22 protein-coding genes and 1 pseudogene are annotated in these 19018 nt (G+C 41.8%); 19 read left to right on the forward strand and 4 right to left on the reverse strand.

The genetic code is table 11. The annotated features are described in order from the left end of the window. Nucleotides 1-5 precede the first annotated feature (5 nt). From BGO42_RS08565 to BGO42_RS08575, 3 genes are all read left to right on the forward strand, one after another. Nucleotides 6-2411: an alpha-ketoacid dehydrogenase subunit alpha/beta gene (locus BGO42_RS08565; protein ID WP_177735029.1), complete on the forward strand. Its 2406-nt coding sequence runs from the start codon at nucleotides 6-8 to the stop codon at nucleotides 2409-2411. A gap of 279 nt (nucleotides 2412-2690) precedes the next feature. Further along, nucleotides 2691-3134, forward strand: coding sequence for a hypothetical protein (locus tag BGO42_RS08570; RefSeq protein WP_273245342.1), 444 nt, complete (start codon nucleotides 2691-2693; stop codon nucleotides 3132-3134). Nucleotides 3135-3254: 120 nt separating this feature from the next. Then, nucleotides 3255-3836, forward strand: coding sequence for an AAA family ATPase (locus tag BGO42_RS08575; protein WP_273245341.1), 582 nt, complete (start codon nucleotides 3255-3257; stop codon nucleotides 3834-3836). On the opposite strand, the gene BGO42_RS08580 is transcribed toward BGO42_RS08575, so the two are convergent. Then, nucleotides 3825-4664 (reverse strand): AraC family transcriptional regulator, encoded by an 840-nt coding sequence (locus tag BGO42_RS08580; RefSeq protein ID WP_273245339.1) that lies wholly within the window; start codon nucleotides 4662-4664, stop codon nucleotides 3825-3827. The two genes, BGO42_RS08575 and BGO42_RS08580, sit on opposite strands and share 12 nt — an antisense overlap. Before the next feature lie 89 nt (nucleotides 4665-4753). Between BGO42_RS08580 and BGO42_RS08585 the strand changes: the two genes are divergently transcribed. The 10 genes from BGO42_RS08585 (at nucleotide 4754) to BGO42_RS08630 (ending at nucleotide 11432) form a co-directional block, all read left to right on the forward strand. After that, on the forward strand, nucleotides 4754-5695 hold the full coding sequence (locus tag BGO42_RS08585) for an NADP-dependent oxidoreductase (protein WP_273245337.1): 942 nt from the start codon (nucleotides 4754-4756) through the stop codon (nucleotides 5693-5695). 176 nt (nucleotides 5696-5871) lie between these two features. After that, nucleotides 5872-6465, forward strand: coding sequence for a CHAP domain-containing protein (locus BGO42_RS08590; RefSeq protein WP_273245335.1), 594 nt, complete (start codon nucleotides 5872-5874; stop codon nucleotides 6463-6465). 119 nt (nucleotides 6466-6584) lie between these two features. Then, the gene (locus BGO42_RS08595; protein WP_177735041.1) at nucleotides 6585-7514 is read left to right on the forward strand and encodes a helix-turn-helix domain-containing protein; all 930 of its coding nucleotides are present in this window, start codon (nucleotides 6585-6587) and stop codon (nucleotides 7512-7514) included. A gap of 76 nt (nucleotides 7515-7590) precedes the next feature. Beyond that, a complete protein-coding gene (locus BGO42_RS08600) occupies nucleotides 7591-8103 on the forward strand; it encodes a VOC family protein (RefSeq protein WP_273245334.1) in 513 nt (170 codons plus the stop codon). 198 nt (nucleotides 8104-8301) lie between these two features. Then, nucleotides 8302-8784, forward strand: a complete 483-nt coding sequence (locus tag BGO42_RS08605; protein ID WP_218618730.1) for a VOC family protein — start codon at nucleotides 8302-8304, stop codon at nucleotides 8782-8784. Between the two features lie 33 nt (nucleotides 8785-8817). Further along, the gene (locus BGO42_RS08610) at nucleotides 8818-9681 is read left to right on the forward strand and encodes an alpha/beta hydrolase (protein ID WP_273245332.1); all 864 of its coding nucleotides are present in this window, start codon (nucleotides 8818-8820) and stop codon (nucleotides 9679-9681) included. An 18-nt stretch (nucleotides 9682-9699) separates the two neighbouring features. After that, nucleotides 9700-10158: an SRPBCC family protein gene (locus BGO42_RS08615; RefSeq protein ID WP_177735045.1), complete on the forward strand. Its 459-nt coding sequence runs from the start codon at nucleotides 9700-9702 to the stop codon at nucleotides 10156-10158. Nucleotides 10159-10274: 116 nt separating this feature from the next. Further along, nucleotides 10275-10403: a hypothetical protein gene (locus tag BGO42_RS08620; protein ID WP_262888425.1), complete on the forward strand. Its 129-nt coding sequence runs from the start codon at nucleotides 10275-10277 to the stop codon at nucleotides 10401-10403. Between the two features lie 141 nt (nucleotides 10404-10544). Then, on the forward strand, nucleotides 10545-10982 hold the full coding sequence (locus BGO42_RS08625) for an SRPBCC family protein (RefSeq protein WP_273245328.1): 438 nt from the start codon (nucleotides 10545-10547) through the stop codon (nucleotides 10980-10982). A 78-nt stretch (nucleotides 10983-11060) separates the two neighbouring features. Beyond that, a complete protein-coding gene (locus BGO42_RS08630; RefSeq protein ID WP_273245326.1) occupies nucleotides 11061-11432 on the forward strand; it encodes a nuclear transport factor 2 family protein in 372 nt (123 codons plus the stop codon). Nucleotides 11433-11480: 48 nt separating this feature from the next. Here BGO42_RS08630 and BGO42_RS08635 read toward each other — a convergent pair whose 3' ends face one another. Then, nucleotides 11481-12101, reverse strand: a complete 621-nt coding sequence (locus BGO42_RS08635) for a TetR/AcrR family transcriptional regulator (protein ID WP_177735052.1) — start codon at nucleotides 12099-12101, stop codon at nucleotides 11481-11483. A gap of 74 nt (nucleotides 12102-12175) precedes the next feature. Here BGO42_RS08635 and BGO42_RS08640 point away from each other — a divergent pair, with 74 nt between their 5' ends. From BGO42_RS08640 to BGO42_RS08650, 3 genes are all read left to right on the forward strand, one after another. Further along, a complete protein-coding gene (locus tag BGO42_RS08640) occupies nucleotides 12176-12667 on the forward strand; it encodes a DUF2867 domain-containing protein (protein ID WP_273245324.1) in 492 nt (163 codons plus the stop codon). A gap of 97 nt (nucleotides 12668-12764) precedes the next feature. After that, nucleotides 12765-13577, forward strand: coding sequence for an alpha/beta hydrolase (locus tag BGO42_RS08645; protein ID WP_273245322.1), 813 nt, complete (start codon nucleotides 12765-12767; stop codon nucleotides 13575-13577). A 120-nt stretch (nucleotides 13578-13697) separates the two neighbouring features. Further along, complete coding sequence (locus tag BGO42_RS08650; protein WP_273245320.1) at nucleotides 13698-14570, forward strand: cation diffusion facilitator family transporter; 873 nt, start codon at nucleotides 13698-13700, stop codon at nucleotides 14568-14570. A 163-nt stretch (nucleotides 14571-14733) separates the two neighbouring features. Here the strand turns inward: BGO42_RS08650 and BGO42_RS08655 are convergent, their stop codons facing one another. Continuing rightward, nucleotides 14734-15654: a tetratricopeptide repeat protein gene (locus BGO42_RS08655; protein ID WP_273245318.1), complete on the reverse strand. Its 921-nt coding sequence runs from the start codon at nucleotides 15652-15654 to the stop codon at nucleotides 14734-14736. A gap of 64 nt (nucleotides 15655-15718) precedes the next feature. Then, nucleotides 15719-16531, reverse strand: coding sequence for a helix-turn-helix domain-containing protein (locus BGO42_RS08660; protein WP_273245316.1), 813 nt, complete (start codon nucleotides 16529-16531; stop codon nucleotides 15719-15721). Between the two features lie 136 nt (nucleotides 16532-16667). Between BGO42_RS08660 and BGO42_RS08665 the strand changes: the two genes are divergently transcribed. The 3 genes and pseudogenes from BGO42_RS08665 to BGO42_RS08675 form a co-directional block, all read left to right on the forward strand. Continuing rightward, a complete protein-coding gene (locus BGO42_RS08665; protein WP_273245314.1) occupies nucleotides 16668-17297 on the forward strand; it encodes a hypothetical protein in 630 nt (209 codons plus the stop codon). A gap of 56 nt (nucleotides 17298-17353) precedes the next feature. After that, a complete protein-coding gene (locus tag BGO42_RS08670) occupies nucleotides 17354-17812 on the forward strand; it encodes a GyrI-like domain-containing protein (protein ID WP_177735064.1) in 459 nt (152 codons plus the stop codon). A 737-nt stretch (nucleotides 17813-18549) separates the two neighbouring features. Continuing rightward, nucleotides 18550-19018 (forward strand): annotated as a pseudogene (locus tag BGO42_RS08675) (T9SS type A sorting domain-containing protein); the annotation flags it as partial.

Raw genomic sequence — 19018 nt, forward strand, 5'->3', positions numbered from 1 at the left:
TGACTATGAATCAAACGGCCGCTAAAGAAGCTCTTTCTTTTGAAGATTTCAAAACAGAGGTGCTTAACGATTATAAAATTGCAACCATCAGCAGAGAATGCAGCTTATTGGGAAGACGTGAAGTACTTACCGGTAAGGCGAAATTCGGGATTTTTGGTGATGGTAAAGAAGTGCCACAGCTTGCGATGGCAAAGGCTTTTAAAAACGGCGATTTCCGTTCGGGTTATTACCGTGATCAGACTTTCATGATGGCAATAGGTCAAATGACAATTCAACAGTTTTTTGCCGGTTTATACGGTCATGCCGATCTGGCTCATGACCCGATGAGTGCCGGACGTCAGATGGGCGGGCATTTTGCCACACACAGCCTTGACGAAAACGGAAACTGGAAAAACCTTACTGCTCAGAAAAATTCAAGTGCCGATATTTCTCCTACAGCCGGGCAGATGCCTCGTTTATTAGGTTTGGCACAGGCCTCAAAAATATACCGTAATGTATCCGGAATTGAAAATAACACCAATTTCTCAATTGACGGAAACGAGATCGCATGGGGAACAATCGGTAATGCTTCCACTTCGGAAGGTTTGTTCTTTGAAACCATTAACGCTGCCGGAGTACTTCAGGTACCAATGGTGATGAGCGTTTGGGATGATGAATACGGAATTTCCGTTCACGCCCGCTACCAGACTACAAAAGAGAATATCTCCGAAATATTAAAAGGATTCCAGCGTGATGAAAACAACAATGGTTTTGAGATCATCACGGTAAAAGGATGGGATTACCCTACTTTGGTGGAAACCTATCAGAAAGCAGCGGCTATTGCCCGTGAAGAGCACGTGCCGGTATTAATCCACGTTAAAGAACTAACCCAGCCGCAGGGACACTCTACTTCCGGTTCACACGAACGTTACAAAAATGCCGATCGTCTGGCATGGGAAGCAGAATTTGACTGCCTGGCGCAATTCCGCAAATGGCTGATTGAAAACAACATTGCTACAGCCGAAGAAATTGAAGCAATGGATGCTGCCGCTAAAAAAGAAGTGCTGGAAGGCAAAAAAGCAGCCTGGAGCGCTTACCTGAACCCGATAAAAGAAGAACAGCAGGAATTAGCTGCTTTCTTAAACAGTATTGCTGCTTCCAGTCCTAACAAAGTTTTCATTGAAAAATATGCAAATGATTTAGCCGCAATTAAAGAACCGATCCGCAAAGACATTTTAGTGACTGCGCGTAAAGTATTGCGCCTGATTGTAAACGAAAACGGAAAAGGTTCGTTAGCGACCTGGATTACCAGCTATACAGCTAAAATACAGCCTAAATTCAGCTCGCATTTGTTCTCCCAATCGGATAAAAATGTATTGAACAGTGCAGAAGTACTGCCTGTTTATGATGCAGCAGCCGAAGAAGTAGATGCCCGTTTAATCATCCGCGATAACTTTGATGCTATTTTCGCTAAATATCCTGAAACCTTAATTTTTGGTGAAGATTCCGGTACTATCGGCGATGTGAACCAGGGATTGGAAGGTATGCAGGAAAAATATGGTGCCTTCCGTGTTGCCGATGCCGGTATTCGTGAAGCAACCATTTTAGGACAGGGAATCGGAATGGCGATGAGAGGATTACGTCCGATCGCTGAAATCCAGTACCTGGATTATCTTTTATATGCAATCCAGATCATGAGTGACGATTTGGCGACCTTACAGTATAGAACTGCCGGACGTCAGAAAGCACCGCTGATCATCAGAACACGCGGCCACAGACTGGAAGGTATCTGGCACTCCGGATCGCCAATGGGAATGATCCTGAATGCGATCCGTGGAATACACGTTTTGGTACCGAGAAACATGACTAAAGCGGCAGGATTCTACAATACGTTACTGGAAACCGACGAACCGGCTTTAGTAGTGGAATGTCTGAACGGTTACCGTTTAAAAGAAAAAATGCCGTCCAATATCGGAGCTTTCAAAACGCCAATCGGTGTGGTGGAAACCATCAAAGAAGGTACAGATATCACTTTGGTTTCTTACGGCTCTACCCTGCGTTTAATTGAGCAGGCAGCCAAAGAATTACTGGAAGTGGGTATTGATGCCGAAATCATCGACGTCCAGTCGTTATTGCCTTTCGATATTAATCACGATATCGTGAAAAGCGTAGCCAAAACAAACCGCTTACTGGTAATTGATGAAGACGTTCCGGGTGGTGCTTCTGCCTACATCCTGCAGCAAATCATTGATGAGCAAAAAGGATATATGCATTTAGACAGTCAGCCGCAAACACTGGCTTCCAAAGCACACCGTCCTGCTTACGGAACAGACGGGGATTATTTCTCCAAACCTTCAGCCGAAGATATTTTCGAAAAAGTGTACGAAATTATGAATGAGGCGAATCCTTCCAAATATCCAAGTTTATACTAATAAACACATCTATAACATTAAAAAAGCCGGACAATGTCCGGCTTTTTTAGTATCACCCGCTAAAAAGCATCAAAAACTTATTAAGCAGCAGCCATAATCGGGTTACTTTTTCTCCGTTTTCAACAGTAAAAAAGGTTCTTTCTTATTATTCCTTTAAAAATTTAATTTTGAGTATAAATGAGTAATTCCCTTTTGTACAGGCAACTCTTTTTTGGGCTATTTTTACTTCATTAGCCAATCATGCACATGGAATATACCTAACCAATAATACTTATCCTGATGTTCCATTTCATAAAATTAAAAGAAAAATACTGGCTGAATCTGTTACTATTACTATTGTCGGTTTTAATACTGATCAGCAACAACAATAACGGCATTCCTGTTATCCAATATCCCGTATCGGCAATATTAACCGGCATCACTATTTATTATTATCCCTATTCCATTGTGAAGTCTTTTTATCAAAAGGGAACCTCAAAAATTGACCATATCTTCAACATGACCTCAAAAACCCTGATTGCGATAATAACCGGCTATATGGCAGTTCTGCTGTTTAATACCGGCGAAAAGGTCATTATGATCGGGTATTGTATTACGATCACGCAATCGTTGTTTTTTCTTATCCTGATGTTACTACAAAAAACAAGCCTCGAAAAAATGCTTTATACCCATTTAATGCTTACCTTTATTTTTCCTGTTTTACTTAAATTAACATCCATTTAAAAAGGATAACACCCGCATTTCATAAAAACGGGATTCACATACGGTCCGATTATCAGGAACCGGTATTGCCGGCTTCACGGCAGACTTATTGATCCCAAACACATCATACCTTAAAACAAAATGACCTTGCAACAACCTTGGCATTCCGATACCTTCTTTGTGATTACTGGCGGTCCCGGAGCCGGAAAAACCACTTTACTGAATGCTTTAGCCCGGCAGCACTATCGTTGCATTCCGGAAGCAGCCCGGGAAATCATACAGGAACAGCTACAGTCCGGCGGAACGGCTTTACCCTGGAAAGACACCGCGCTGTACACCCGGCTGATGCTGGAACGCTCCGTTAACAGCTATATCGAAACATTTAATTCACATCCCGGCAATGAGCCTGTTTTTTTCGACAGGGGTATTCCCGACACCCTGTGTTATGCGCAGTTAATCAATCTGGGAATATCTGAAGCCATGGATCTTAACGCCCGGCAGTTTACTTACAACTCAAAAGTATTCCTGTTGCCGCCCTGGCAGGAAATATACCAAACGGATACGGAACGGAAACAAACCTGGGAAGAAGCGGTTCGTACTTATGAAAAAATGGTGGCAACTTACCGGTTATACAACTATCAGATCATTGAAATTCCGAAAGCGGATATTGAAACAAGGCTTGCCTTTTTGTTGTCCCACATCCCGGACTTGCTAAGAAAATAGCCTGCTCCGATATTGTCTGGGACCAATTCCCTTCTGCTTTTTGAAAAACTTATTCAGGTGGCTTTCATCGGTAAACCCTAATTCAACCGCAATTTCGTTAATCCGTTTTGCACTGTGTTTCAGGCGGTACTCGATTAAACTGATCTTATAATTCGTGATATACGACTGCATCGTTTCGTTACAGTGCTTTTTAAAATACCGCCCTAAATACCCTTCCGAAATGCCAAAATGCGCACTCATTACCTCGGTACGGATCTTTTCCGGCTCATAAATATGCTGCTGTATATAATTGAGGATTGCTAAAAATTTCTCATCGCTTTTTTCAGTCACCTGCTCCGGTAAATATTTGGCAATATTGCGTGCTACAATCACGATCAGCGTATTGATGATCTGTTGAATGACTTCTTTGTTGTACAGGTCCCGGTTGACATATTCGCGTATGATCGCTTCGACCATCGGCCGTACCAGGCTTTTATCCGTTTGATTTTTTAAAATACAGCCCGGCTGATGGTTGGCATTTTGCAAAATGAATTCCAGCCGTTTGATATTATCCGTTTGTAAAGCATTCGAACGGATATAGATATCATTAAAGCGCAAAAAGAAAAACTGCGTTGGTGTATCGATCGTAAAAGAATGACAATCCTGGGGCGTAATTAAAAACAGATACCCCGGATGGTAGGCAAAGTTATTCTGATTGATGCACTGCATCCCGTTTCCATCCAGCACATATACCAGTTCAAAATAGCTGTGCTGGTGTGCCGGTTTGGGATATTCCGTCAGCGTTTCAAAACTAATTGAAAACGGTTCGTACAAATGTTCTCGCTTCATGGCGCAAAAATACCAAATAAAAGAAAATTTATACCATAAAAACAACCCATATATTGTATAATTTTTCTTTACATTTTAATTATAATAGTATGAAAGCATTTATTTTAGAAAATACAGGAGCTCCGGAAAATCTACAGCTCACCACCTTACCGCTACCCGATTATAACGATAACGAAGTACTCATACAGGTAAAAGCCATCAGCATTAATCCAGTTGATGCCAAAACCCGAAACGGAAATGGCATGTATGGCAGGTTAAAAGAAATACAGCCTTTAATTCTGGGTTGGGATATTTCCGGTATTGTTACTGCGGTAGGAGAAAAAGTAACGGCTTTTAAAAAAGGGGATGCTGTTTTCGGTATGGTTAATTTCCCGGGACACGGAAAAGCCTATGCCGAATATGTAAGTGCGCCCGAAGACCAACTGGCCTTAAAACCTGCCAACATTTCTTTTGAAGCAGCCGCTGCGGCAACTTTAGCGGCATTGACCGCCTGGCAGGCCATCGTACACCATGCCAAAGTACAGCCAGACGATACTGTTTTAATTCACGCCGCTTCCGGTGGTGTCGGGCATTTTGCTGTTCAGATTGCTAAACACCTGGGTGCTTATGTGATTGGAACCTCATCTGCTAAAAACAGGGATTTTGTGTTAGGACTCGGTGCAGACAGACACCTTGACTACAACACCGAACGTTTTGAAGAAACCGTTTCGGATGTTGACTTTGTTTTGGACACTATCGGCGGAAATAACATTGACCGTTCCCTTGAAGTCATCAGAAAGCAGGGAACCCTGATTAGTATTCCGTCCGGTCTGAACGAACAGGTAACCGAAAAAGCACGCTCAAAAAGCATTAACGGCTCTTTTATGCTGGTCGCTTCAAACGGAGACGACATGAAATCCCTGGCTACCTTATTGGAAAACGGCAGCATAAAAGCCCATGTTTCCAAAACATATCCGTTTGAACAAATGGCACAGGCCCATCACGATATTGAAACCGGAAGAACCGTGGGTAAAATTGTAATTACCCTGTAATCTTTTTGGAATCCGGCTCTATCCAAAACGGATCCTGGGTATTCTCAGGATCCATTTTTTTATGTACAGGAAAATCGCATCGGAAGCCATTACCGGTATTGAATATAAATCCGGCTGTGGCTGCAAAAGACTGAAATTTATGTTATATTTATACTTTAATTTCTCTGCCAGTAACCATGAAAAAGAAACGCCTTTATGCCATCGCCGGATGTATTGCAGTACTCACCATAGGGACTGTATACTGCCTTAAAAACTACAACTTCAACAGCTCCTACACTACCGGCCAGGTTGTTGATCAGTTCAACGGGGTCAATGTCTATTATAATGGCGGAGTGGATAATGTTTCCGGGCGTAACCTGACTGCCGACAATTATAATTTAGGATTAAAATACCAATGTGTGGAATTTGTAAAACGCTACTATTGCGAACATTTAGACCACAAGATGCCGGACAGTTACGGCCATGCAAAAGACTTTTTTGATCCGGAAATCCCGGACGGCCGGTTCAACACCAAACGCGCTTTGCTGCAATACCATAATCCGAGTGAGTCCAAACCCAAGGTCAACGACCTGTTAGTGTATTCCGGTTCATTGCTGAACCGCTTCGGACATGTGGCCATCGTTTCGGAAGTTCATGATAACGAGATTGAGATTATCCAGCAAAATCCCGGACCGTTTGCTGCTTCCAGAGCCAGATTCTCGTTACAGTTGCGCAATGACATGTGGGTAATTGACAACAAACGAATAATCGGCTGGCTGCGAAAAGAATAACCGGAAAAACGAATCCGCATCGTTGTTATTTTCCGGCAGGCCGTATTTAAAAAATCGTATCTTTATGCTATCATTACGCCCCCTTCATTGTCATGAAGTACGAACTTAATCTTAACTAATTGGAACCGAACAGAAGTATCATAAGGCCATCCTCATCCCTGACCACGCAGCTTTTAGATATTCAAACTTTTATAAGCCTTTATATAAATACTGCGGCTACAGAAGTTAACAACCTGTGTCTTGAGGATTTTATCCTGCTTGAAATCGACAATACTACAAAAACTGTAGGCGTTACCCGGTTTAGCTTTACAACCATTTTGCTTTGCATTTCCGGGCAGCTGGACATGATTGTCGGTCAGCACCACTACTCGCTGAAAGCACAGGATATCTCCATTATTCCGGCAGAATCCATTAATTCACTCTCCTCCTTTTCAGACGATTTTAAAGCCTATATGGTCGTTTTTAAATCGGATTTCCTGAAGAAGGGCTTTGTCAACAGCAGCATTTTAGAAGAGTTACTCTTTATCAACCCCGAATACCCGCCTGTTTTCGAATTGGATGCCGCTCTTTTTGAATCCAATCGTTATAAGTTTGAAAAAATCAAAGCCGAATACTATAAGGCCAGTCCGTTTTACCTGGACATGATCCGCCTGTACCTGATCCAGATCTTATATGACTACAACAGGGTTTGCGAAATCTGCCTGCTCAATTCGACAACCAGCATGAACCGGCAGTTCCAGATCGTGCATAAATTCCGGAAACTGGTCGACAAGCATTTTGCGCTATTCCGGACGGTTAAGGAGTATTCCGATTTACTGCACATTTCCCCCAAATATTTAAGTGAATGTGTAAAGCAGCAAACCGGGTTTTCGGCTATCGACATCATCCACCAGAAAATAACACTGGAAGCGGAATTCCTGCTTCGCTATTCGGAATTAAGCATCAAGGAGATTGCCACGGCTTTGTCTTTTGATACCCTTTCCCATTTTAGCCGCTTTTTTAAAGCGCAAAAAAAATGCACCCCGTCCGAATACCGCCTGCTACCGTAAAATTGGTTCTTTAATAGGGAATATTGCCATTGACGGGCTTTTGTTTTCAAGCGAATTTTGCTTTAAAATATTCACTATGAAAAAAAGGAGCATTCTTCAAACAAAAGCCACCCTGCTTATCGGGCTGGCTATACTGACGCATTCCTGCAACACTAAAACCGAATCACCTATGACACCATCCATCGAAAGCCTCGGAGCCGTACAGTTCCGGATAGCAAGACCTACCAACAATTTACAGAAGGTTGTAAAATTCTATAAAGAAGTTATCGGATTAAAAGAATTGGGCGCTTTCAGCGGACATCAGGGATATGACGGTGTAATGCTGGGGCTTCCGGATGAAAAATACCATCTTGAATTTACGCAGCATGCGGATAAGGCACCCTTACCGGAACCTACCAAAGAGAACCTGCTGGTTTTCTATTTTGACACTCCGGAAAAATATGAAAAAGCGGTACAGAAAATGGCCGCGGCCGGTGTTCCCGCAGTTGCGCCCGAAAATCCGTATTGGGAAGGAAAAAGCCAGACCTATGAAGATCCGGACCAATGGCGCATTATCTTCTACAACGGTACTTTTAAATCCGGTAAATAACGTCCGATATTGTTGTTGTTTCTACGATCATTATTCCGGAACCGGCAACTATACCTAAAAATCAGGAGCCTTTGCAGCGCTCCTTTTTTTGTTATTATTATTATCCCGGATTACTTTTTAACGTTTAAACCGCGTAAAAATATTTTTACTCCTTAGGAAATTTCTTTAATTTTGAGAAAACAATCAAAAAACTTCCCCATGGACAAGCTAATCCGGAAAATCACCCCTTTTCTTTGGTTTGACAATCAGGCAGAAGAAGCCATGAATTTTTATATCAGCATTTTCAACAATGCAAAAATACTGAAAACCAGCTATTACAGTGAAGGCGGACCCGCTCCTGCCGGAACATTAATGACCGCCAGTTTCCAGCTGGAAGGTCAGGAATTTATTGCCCTGAACGGCGGACCGCAATTTGCCTTTACTCCGGCAGTCTCTTTTGTGGTTAACTGTCATTCACAGCAAGAAATTGATGAACTGTGGGATAAACTTTCCGAAGGCGGCCAAAAACAAAAATGCGGCTGGCTGCTGGATCAATTCGGGCTTTCCTGGCAGATTGTTCCGACAGTGCTTGAAACCTTAATGAGTTCCGGTGATGCCGAAAAATCCCATCGCGTTATGATGGCGCTGCTTCAAATGGACAAACTCGATATTAAAACCCTGCAGGATGCTTACGATGCGTAAGCGCCAAATATTCAAATAACAACCTCATAATTTATGAAAAAAGCAAGCTTACTACTGGCAATTATACTTGGATTCAACGGAATGCTGATGGCACAGCAAAAGGAACGTAAACCGTTTATTCTGGGCACTATCGATGCCGTACAATCCGCCATTCTTTCAGAAAGCAGAACATTAAACATTTATTTGCCGGAAGGCTATACTGCAAACGATACTATAAAATACCCGGTAATCTATCTTTTGGACGGTTCGGCCGATGAAGATTTTATCCACATCACCGGATTGGTACACAATTTCAGTTTTCCCTGGATCAACCAATTGCCAAAATCCATTGTTGTGGGCATTGCCAATGTAGACAGACGAAGAGATTTTACCTATCCGAGTACCGTTCCGCTTGATAAAAAGGAATCCCCTACTTCCGGAAGTTCGGACAAGTTCATTGCTTTTATCGAAAAAGAATTACAGCCGTATATTGAAAACAATTACAAAGTGAGCACTTCTAAAACCATTATCGGGCAATCACTGGGCGGCTTACTGGCAACCGAAATACTGCTGACAAAGCCAAAACTGTTCAATACCTATATCATTATGAGTCCGAGTTTATGGTGGGATAACGGTTCTTTATTGCACAAAAGTGCTGTTACAGGCGGCATTGCATCCCTGAATTTTGATCCGAATACAAAAGTGTATGTTGGTGTCGGCAAAGAAGGCGCTATGCCCGGAAGAGAAAAATTAGTGATGGAAGATACTGCTAAAAAATTGGCGGAAAATCTGAAAAAAGGCAAAAACAAAAACCTGACGGTCTTTTTCGATTTTCTTCCGAAAGAAAACCACGCCACGGTAACGCACCAGGCGGTTTACAATGCCTTCCGGTTACTAAATCCTGTTAAGCCGGAATAACAACTAAAAAACGGTATCATGGAAACAAGTATATACCATGCCAAAGCGGAAATGCTGATCCGCAAACCGGTTTCAGACGTTTTTGAAGCCTTTATAAATCCGGAAATTACCACTAAATTCTGGTTTACCAAAAGCAGTGGTCCGCTGGAAGCCGGCAAACAAATACAATGGGACTGGGAAATGTATAACCATGCTGCCAGGATAACCGTCAAGACGGTAGAACCGGACAAACGTATTGTTATTGAATGGCCAACCACTGTGGAATGGGTATTTACGGCCCGTGAGGACAACACTACTTTTGTGAGCATTACCGATTCCGGTATTGCCGGTACAGCCGAAGAAAAAATAGCCTATGTGCGCAACGCCACCGAAGGTTTTACTTTGGTTCTGGCTGCGTTAAAGGCACTTTTGGAACACAACATTGCCTTACAGCTGGTTGCCGATCGTTTCCCGGATTTCAACCAACAGCCCGATTAGCATTATATGAGAAATATTTTCCTCACCTGCTTTGGATTACTGCTCTGCTGTTCGCTTTTTGCCTGTAAAAAGCCGGACAATGGATTTATGCTGTAAAACCGTTTTCGACCCATTGCATGCAATGGGAAGAGGAAGTGGTTCCGATTGAAATTGACAAAAAACACAAAGGGCATGTCCTGATCCGTTACAGCGAACTAACGGATGATGATATAGTCACCCGTACAAAATCGGTCAAAATAGAATAATCCACTTAACGCGATACACAGCAACACTTTAGCAAATATTCCGTACCTTTCCTTTACCGTTTTAACGGCATGATAAACCCTACCGGTACATGCAAAAAACGGATCTGGAAAGACTAATCAGTAACCGTAAAACACTATCCAATGAAAACGATACAATTTAAAGTCAGCATCAATGCTCCTGCAAGCAAAGTATGGGCTGTGTTATGGGATGACAGTACTTACCGCCTGTGGACCGCTGCTTTTAGTGAAGGTTCTTATGCGGTTTCCGACTGGAAAGAAGGTAGTAAAATATTGTTCCTGAATGAAGAAAAAAACGGCATATACAGCACCATCACCCGGTTAATTCCGGAGCAGTTTATTTCGTTTACCCATATCGGGAACGTTAAAAACGGTGTCGAACAGCCAATAGCCGAAGCAGCTAAAAAATGTTCGGGCGATACCGAAAACTATACGCTGACCGAAACCGGCAATACAACGGAATTAGTGGCATCTCTGGATATTACGGAAGATTTTTCCGATTATTTTAGCCGGACTTTTCCAAAAGCCCTGAACATCATAAAGGAACTGGCAGAGCAATAATAACCTATCGTTTGCATTAGCAGATCCGGTATGCAGGAACCATTTAGCAATTAAAGCATATTCAAAATAAAGCAAGACATGGAACAACATGAAAAAATCCGGAATGCCGTAACCGAATTCATCAAAGCCGGCGACAACAGCGATACCGAAAAATTATCCGGAATATTACATCCCAATTTTAAAAATACGCAGCATGGTTTTTTCGAAAATAAAGGTGTCGTGATCTTTGACAAACAGGAATATATAGCCCTGGTGGCAGCAAAAACCTTTGGCGGTAATCCCAGAACATTGGAAATAGTGCAGCTTGACCATGTGGGTTCCATTGCTATGGTAAAAGCCCTTTTAAAGAGCTCAAAATTGTCTTTTACCTCTTTTATTTCCTTAGTAATGGATGAAAACAACGAATGGACCGTAATTGGTAATTTCCCTCATATTACTACCGTTTCCTGATAGCAATGCTCCAATGACAACAAACGGAGCATGCCTCTTTTAGGACTGCTATTTCGGCAGCAGCTCAAAAAACTGTTCCTTCCCTTTAGCCGACAAATACGGATAGACAGCATACAGGAAAATCGTTGTGTGCCGGTCAATATGCGTTTTATTCACGCCTTTTTCTGAAATTTCTATCGAAGAAAGGTAAAAATCAAAAATGATCTGAACTCTTTTATATAAGAATGCATATTCATCCGGCAGTTCCGCTGCCCGGAATAAATCGGAAGCAATAAAATGTTCTATTGTTTCCAGAAACTGCATTTTACGGGAAATGATCAATTGCCGGTAATGTGCCGCAATGATTTCATTGGTACGCATGATATGAACAATATCCAGGAAAACAAAACGGTATTCATAAATCAACGCAAAAAACCGGTGTACAAAAGCCGTCAGGTTGGATAAACTCACGGCGTTCAGCTCCATTTTTTTATATTCGTCCCTGATCATCACAACCAATTCGAAGTATAAAGCTTCCTCTATTGCTTCTTTTTTCTTAAAATGATAGGTCAGATTTCCGGGGCTGATTCCCAGGTAATCGGATATTTTTCGCTGGCTTACGTTGGAAAGCCCATATTCGTTGAACAACAATAAACCGGCATCCAGTATTTTTCGTTTTGTTTTATTCATAGTACAAAAATAGAAAAATTAGTACACATGTACTAATTCAGATTTTATGGCTATCTTAGCTAAAATTTAAAGCAATGAAAGTTAGAGAAGAACAAATTGTTAACAGTGAGCTGGCGCAAAAAAGTCTGGCTCAAATCGATTTTAAAGATACATTTTCCACTACTAATCATAAAGACTCCCTTTCGGAAATTGCAAAAATAATTTTTGGAACCAGACCCAAATGGGTACAGTTCCTTTTTGTCATCCGTCAGTTTTTAGTGAAATGTATCGGATTAAAGCCGCTTCCCCGCCAAGAACCGGTAGCCGGAGTCCGGGCTGGAAGCACGATCGGCTTTTTTACGGTTTATACCATCGAAAATCGGGAAATCATTTTGGGAGCCGATGACAGCCATCTTAATTTCAGGGCTGTTATTACCGATACGCGGGAACCGCAATACAACATAAAGGTGACAACCTTAGTACAATACCACAACAATAAAGGCCGGTATTATATGGCCCTGATAAAGCCATTTCACCGTTTAGTGGTAAAAAACATGGTCAGACAGGCATACAGGGCAAATCCGTAATATGCACTTTAACCCTTAACAAAAAAGTACCGGAATGTCGTACAACTCAGAATAATTGATAATTTTAAGGAGTACAATTGCTTTACAATCCATTCTTATGAAGAAAACGACAGTCCTACTCCTCTTTTTAATCAGCATGACGAACTGCTGGGCATTAAAACCGGACAAGAATTATATTTCCAAACCGGAAGACCTGCAATTGTCTTATAAAGAACAGCAAATAAGCACCAAAGACGGACTGAACCTGCTTTCCTGGACTATTGCACCGGACAAAACCGCCGATAAAAAAACAACCGTCATTTTAACCTATGGCGATTCCGGCAATATGTCCTACTGGCTCAACCAGGCATGGGTATTGTCCAATAGCGGCTATACGGTAGTACTGTTCGATTACCGCGGTTTCGGGCATAGTGATGCGTTTGACATCAACAACGATTATCTGTATTATAACGAGTTTGCCACCGATCTTGAAGCGGTGATCCAATGGACCAAAACCGCTATCAAAAACCCAAAAACCGGGATCTGGGCGTTATCAATGGGAACCATCATGACCAATATGGCATTGCAGCACCAAAAAGTTGATTTTGTTATTGCAGAAGGACTGGTTTATGATCCGGCTGTAATTGCTCAAAAAATAAAGGCACTCAAAAACAAAACAATAATACTGCCCGACAACCGGTTTGACATCCAGAAGCTATCGGCTAAAATTGATTGCCAATACCTGTTGTTTGCCGGAATACAGGACAAAATGACGACTGCCGAAGACAGCAAAAAATTTGTTCAGATGGCACCCAAAAGGAAATTATCTGAATTTGACGGAAACCATCTGGAAGGTTTTAGCAAACTGACCAAAGAACAATTCGGAGATCTTTACATCCGGCAAATGGATGCTTTCCTGAACGGGAACTAAGGACTCCTGCTATTCAAAAAGTTAACGGAACCGGACAAAAAATCGTGTTGCTAATTTCGAAACGCGACAATAGTGCTTAAATATTTTGTGTAATTTTGAAGCAAATTTGGATGTATTAAGATGACGAACGAACAAACCGCGATAAGAACCACTTACTTCAGTATCATTGGAAATACATGCCTGGCACTAATAAAAGGACTTACCGGTTATTTTGGTAATTCCTATGCCCTTATTGCCGATGCGATCGAATCGACTACCGATATCTTTGCCTCGTTTTTGGTTTTATTCGGCATAAAATACGCCAACCGGCCGGCCGATAAAAACCATCCTTACGGACACGGACGCGCAGAACCGTTAATCACTTTCCTGGTGGTTGGCTTTCTGATCACTTCGGCTACCGTTATTGCTTATGAAAGCATCATCAATATCGGGACACCGCACGACCTTCCAAAACCCTATACCCTTATCGTTTTAGGCGCCATTATTATCTGGAAAGAAATTTCATTCCGGATGGTGTACAAAAAAGGAATCGAAACCAACAGTTCTTCCTTAAAAGCCGATGCCTGGCACCACAGAAGCGACGCCATTACCTCATTGGCCGCTTTTATCGGAATTTCCATTGCCCTTATCTTCGGTAAAGGTTATGAATCGGCTGACGACTGGGCTGCTTTATTTGCTTCTTTCTTTATTATCTATAACAGTTACCTGATTTTCAGACCGGCTTTGGGCGAAATCATGGACGAGCATTTTTATGACGACCTGATCGAAGAGATCCGTACCGTTTCTGTAGGCGTAGAAGGCGTTATCGATACCGAAAAGTGTTATATCCGCAAATCCGGCATGAAGTACCATGTGGACTTACACGCTATTGTAGACGCTACCATTTCGGTAAAAGAAGGACATGCGATTTCCCATCGGCTACAGGACACTTTAAAGTATAAAATCCCGGAACTGGGACACATCCTGATTCATATAGAACCCAATGACGAATAACGTCAGGAAACCGAATACTTTCTTATAACCGGCTGCCGGTTTCAATATAAAAACGGGAAACAATATCGTTCTCCGTTGGTAACAGAAATAAAAAACGACGAAACCCGATAATGTTATCGTATTTCGCCGCTTGTTTTATAAACTATCGGGGGTAACCTTTGTATTAGCCGTTATTTTTCAATATTTCCTTTGCATTATCGTTAGCCGGATTCAGTTCCAGTGATTTTTTATAGGCTTTAAGCCCCTTTTTCTTTTGCCCGGTTTTCATCAGTGCTTCGCCATAACTGTCGAAGGTGTTAAAGGCTTTTGGATAAAGTTTGGTGTTTAGTTTAAAAACCTGCAGCGCTTCTTCATCCTTGTTCCTGTTCAGCAGTTCGTAAGCAAAATTGTTTACCGCCTCTTCATTAATATTATAATCCGAGCTTTTTCCTTTTTTGAATTCCTGCCGGATATGGCCGACCGTTTTACCGGCAGAATTGTGATTGGCATAATACGACGAAATTGTTTTCAGGTTCATTGTCCGCTCCTTTTCTTCCTGTTCCTTCAGGGTTTCCACACGGTAGTATTTTCGCTCTTCATCGGTAACTTTTGTTGTGTCAATTTTATACCTGACCCACTTACCATCAGCAGCTTTGTTCTTTATGAACTGCGTGCCGTAAAGCTGTGGTTTTCCTCTTCGCATCAAATCCCTGTCAACCGCTGCCGCATACCACCATCTGTTTAATGTGGAATCCAGTTTTATTGCCTTATCAAAACTTTTTACTGCCATGGCCGAAGCAACAGTATCGTTACCGTGCTGGAACACGATTCCGGCATTCAGGTAATCTTTAGCCGTTTTGACTTTGTCTTCTGCATAAAGCCGGGTCACCCTGCTTCGTCTCAGACTGTCTTTTTTATTAAGCACCGCCCAGTCTATTTTAGCGACCATTCTTTCCGACTGGTCGTCATCGGCCATTTTTTGAAGTTCTTCGTTGTCCTTTATTTGTGCAAAGGTCTGAAACGAAAAAAAGCATAAGAGGATTGCCAGAAAACCGGCTTGCGGCTGTATACAGCGTAGTTTGTTTGGAATAGTCGGATTTTTCATTGTTTTTTTTCGGCAAGGTATTTTTTTTCAGTATAACAAACTTGTAAAAATGGGACATGGAAAATTATTCCTGTAAATGCCAGAAAGTGTCTTCCTTTCCCAAAACGGTTCCTTTGCTGAAAAACTGCTTCGGTGAATGCGCTGTAAACTTTTCAAACGTTTTGTTGAGATGCGCCTGGTCACTGAAATTATATTCATATGCCAATGTTGTAAAACTCTGGCTGCTGTTTGCAGCAAGTTTATGCTCCATTGTTTTTCTGAAAAGCACAATCTGCTGGAATTTCTTTGGGGAAACGCCCAAATGTGTTTTAAAAATACGAACCAGCTGCCTGCGGCTCAACTGCAGTTCCTTCCCTAAATCTTCAATGGAAAAATCATCATAATGCCTGAAAATATAAGCAATGGCCTGTTCCAGGGCCTCATTTTTATATTCCCGGTACCTGCTGTGTAAAAACTGATCCAGCAGGTCGGCCAGTGTACTCACGTTGTCCGTTACAAAGAGTGTATCCAGTTCGCTGCCGGTAAAAAAATCAAAATCGGTTATATAACCGGAAAAATCCCGGTCACGGAAAAACTGCTGTATTCCCAACGGATTAAAAACAATGGCAACACGGTGTACTGCTCCTGCCTGTTTTACCTGCAGTGCCTTTTCCCTGACCGGTGTGAATATCTGAAATGCCTTTGCGGCTTTATCATACACGATAGTACCATCCGGCATTCTGTTATGCGAACGGTATAAGGAAATGGTATTATTGAAATGGGGGAAACAGGTAAATCCGGCAATATCGTTTGTGGGTTTGATATCCAGATAATAATAATCCACATACGTAGCGATGACCTTGTTTTTAGGCTTAAATGTTTCAAAAATTACTGCCATTCTTTCCTTCGTAAAATTCTTAGAACTAATGTACAAAAATCTTCCCTGTTTTTTAAAATTTTGAAAGCACAGCTGACATACTGTTGTCACCTGCCGCTGTTATTTTTGTCCTGTTATTCATTCTAATCTACAAAACATGATAAAAGGAAAAAAAGTAAATCCGGAAGTAATGGAATTTACCAGTTTTAAAAAAGCGGAACATATAACCGAACAGGAACTTTTAAAAGCCATAGCCGATTTTGAAGCCGGTTTCTTGGATTTGCAAAAAGGAATTGTCATGCATTGCCTTGTTAAGAATTCCAAAGACGAATATGCCAATGTGCTTTTTGCAGAAAACGCGGCAGTCTTGAAAGACATAGCCGAACAGCTTGCGGCAGAAGCTCCTTTTTTGACTTTCCTGAATGCTATTGACCGAAAAACGGTGACCGTAAACTATATGGATATCGAAAAAGCGGCAGTCCGGCTGCCAGATACGATTTCCTGTATCGAATTTGGCACTTTTGCCTTAAAAAGCGGTGACCGGGAAACCTTGCTTAAAATATCCGACACTATAGAAACCGAATACCTTAATTCTTTTGAAAACACCCAGCTGCATTTTATAGGCTCCCTTCCGAACGATCATTACGCCGAAGTAACTTTTGGGAAAGACCTTCAGAAAACCCAGGAAATCTGCGGCGGTTACCTGATTCACGACAGCTGTACTCCGCTTATGGAAATGATCGATGAAACGAAAATGACGCTGGATTTCTGGACCGTAATCGCTTAATATTTCTAAAAACAGTACTTTTGAAAATAAGACTACGCAACTAAATTCCAATAAAGATGAAAACCGAACCAACAGCCGCATTCCACATTATCGGAATAGCCGTCAGAACGACCAATGAGAACCAGCAAGCCGCAACCGATATCGGCAAACTCTGGCAGCGATTTATGTCGGAAGGAATTGCGGCCAACATTCCGAACAAAATTTCGGACAGTATTTACTGTATCTATACCGATTATGAAAAGGATTACACCAAACCGTATACAGCCATTTTAGGCTGTGCCGTATCCGGTTTAACCGATATTCCGGAAGGCATGACCGGAAAAACAATTCCTGCCGGGCACTATCAGCAATTTACTGCCGAAGGGAATATTTTCCAGGGAGCAGTTGCCGATGCCTGGGTCAAAATATGGAATACCGATATTGACCGTGCCTATACGGCCGACTTTGAGGTTTATGACGAAAGAGCACAGGATCCCGAAAATGCCATTGTAGCCATTTTTATTGCGGTACAATAAGGCCTCATCCAAAAAAGGCAACCCGGTTTGGGGTTGTCTTTTGGGATCAGGAAGCATTATTTTTGCTATAAAGCAGGTATGGTGTTTGGTATTGAGTGCGTTTTATTGTTTATTAGGATGAAGTAGCGTTTTTTTACTTTGTACATTCAAGTATGTAGGTCAAAAAATATCCTCCCTTCCTCCCAATCCAATAAGATTATTCCTTTTTTTGCATTATCCCTCTACACATTATTCTGTTATCTGCATAAAAAAGGCAATATCCCGGGCAATAATCAAGCTATTACTTATTGTCTTCTAAAATATTTTTACAAAAAAAAACCTTATATATCGCACTTTTAAAGATAAAAATATTATTTTTTCATTTTTTTTTCACATAAAAAATTGTTTTTTTATTATTTTTTATTTAGGTTTACAAAATATCCCTCCTATATAATACCTCCCCCAAGAAGAATAAAGAAATAAAACAGTATTCTAAATACTTGTTTGTATCATAAATTTAAAATTAAACGCCATGCAACAAAAAGTCAAAAAGCCAGGAGTGCTTTACTCCCCGCGTTTTGTATCCGTCTTTTTCGGGATACGCCCGATTATTAAGAAACTACCTTTAGCATTACTGAAAAATAAGTCCCTTATGTGGGCTAAATTACAAAGTATGAATACCCAAAGGGAAGTCTCTCTGAAAAAAACAGTACCAAATTGTCTGTATAATTTTTCCTGTAATATTAATTAGACAGTATATGACACAAAATTACCGCACCGGTAGCAGGCTGTATGCCCTGTTGCCCTTACTTCTTTGTGCCTATACGGCCCAGTCCCAGGACCTCATCTGGGAAAAATCGTATGGCGGCAAACATGCCGAGTTTTTAACCAATGTCGTACCCACACCCGACTACGGTTTCTTACTGGCAGGAAGCTCTCTTTCCGACAAGAACGGAAACAAGCAAACACCATCCGGTGGCAATTTCGATTACTGGCTCTGGAAAATGGACGAATACGGCAGTCCCGACTGGCAAAAAAGCTTTGGCGGCAGCGGACTGGATTTCCTGCAAAGTGCCCGGATCACAGCCGATGGCGGTTTTATCCTGGCCGGAGTGTCCGGCTCTCCGAAAGGCGGCGATAAAAAAGAAGATTCCCGCGGTCAGGACGACTACTGGATCATCAAGCTCGATGCCAAAGGCAATGAGCAATGGCAGCGCACCATTGGCG

This window comes from Flavobacterium sp. 40-81, from assembly GCF_001898245.1.
Classification (GTDB): domain Bacteria; phylum Bacteroidota; class Bacteroidia; order Flavobacteriales; family Flavobacteriaceae; genus Flavobacterium; species Flavobacterium inviolabile.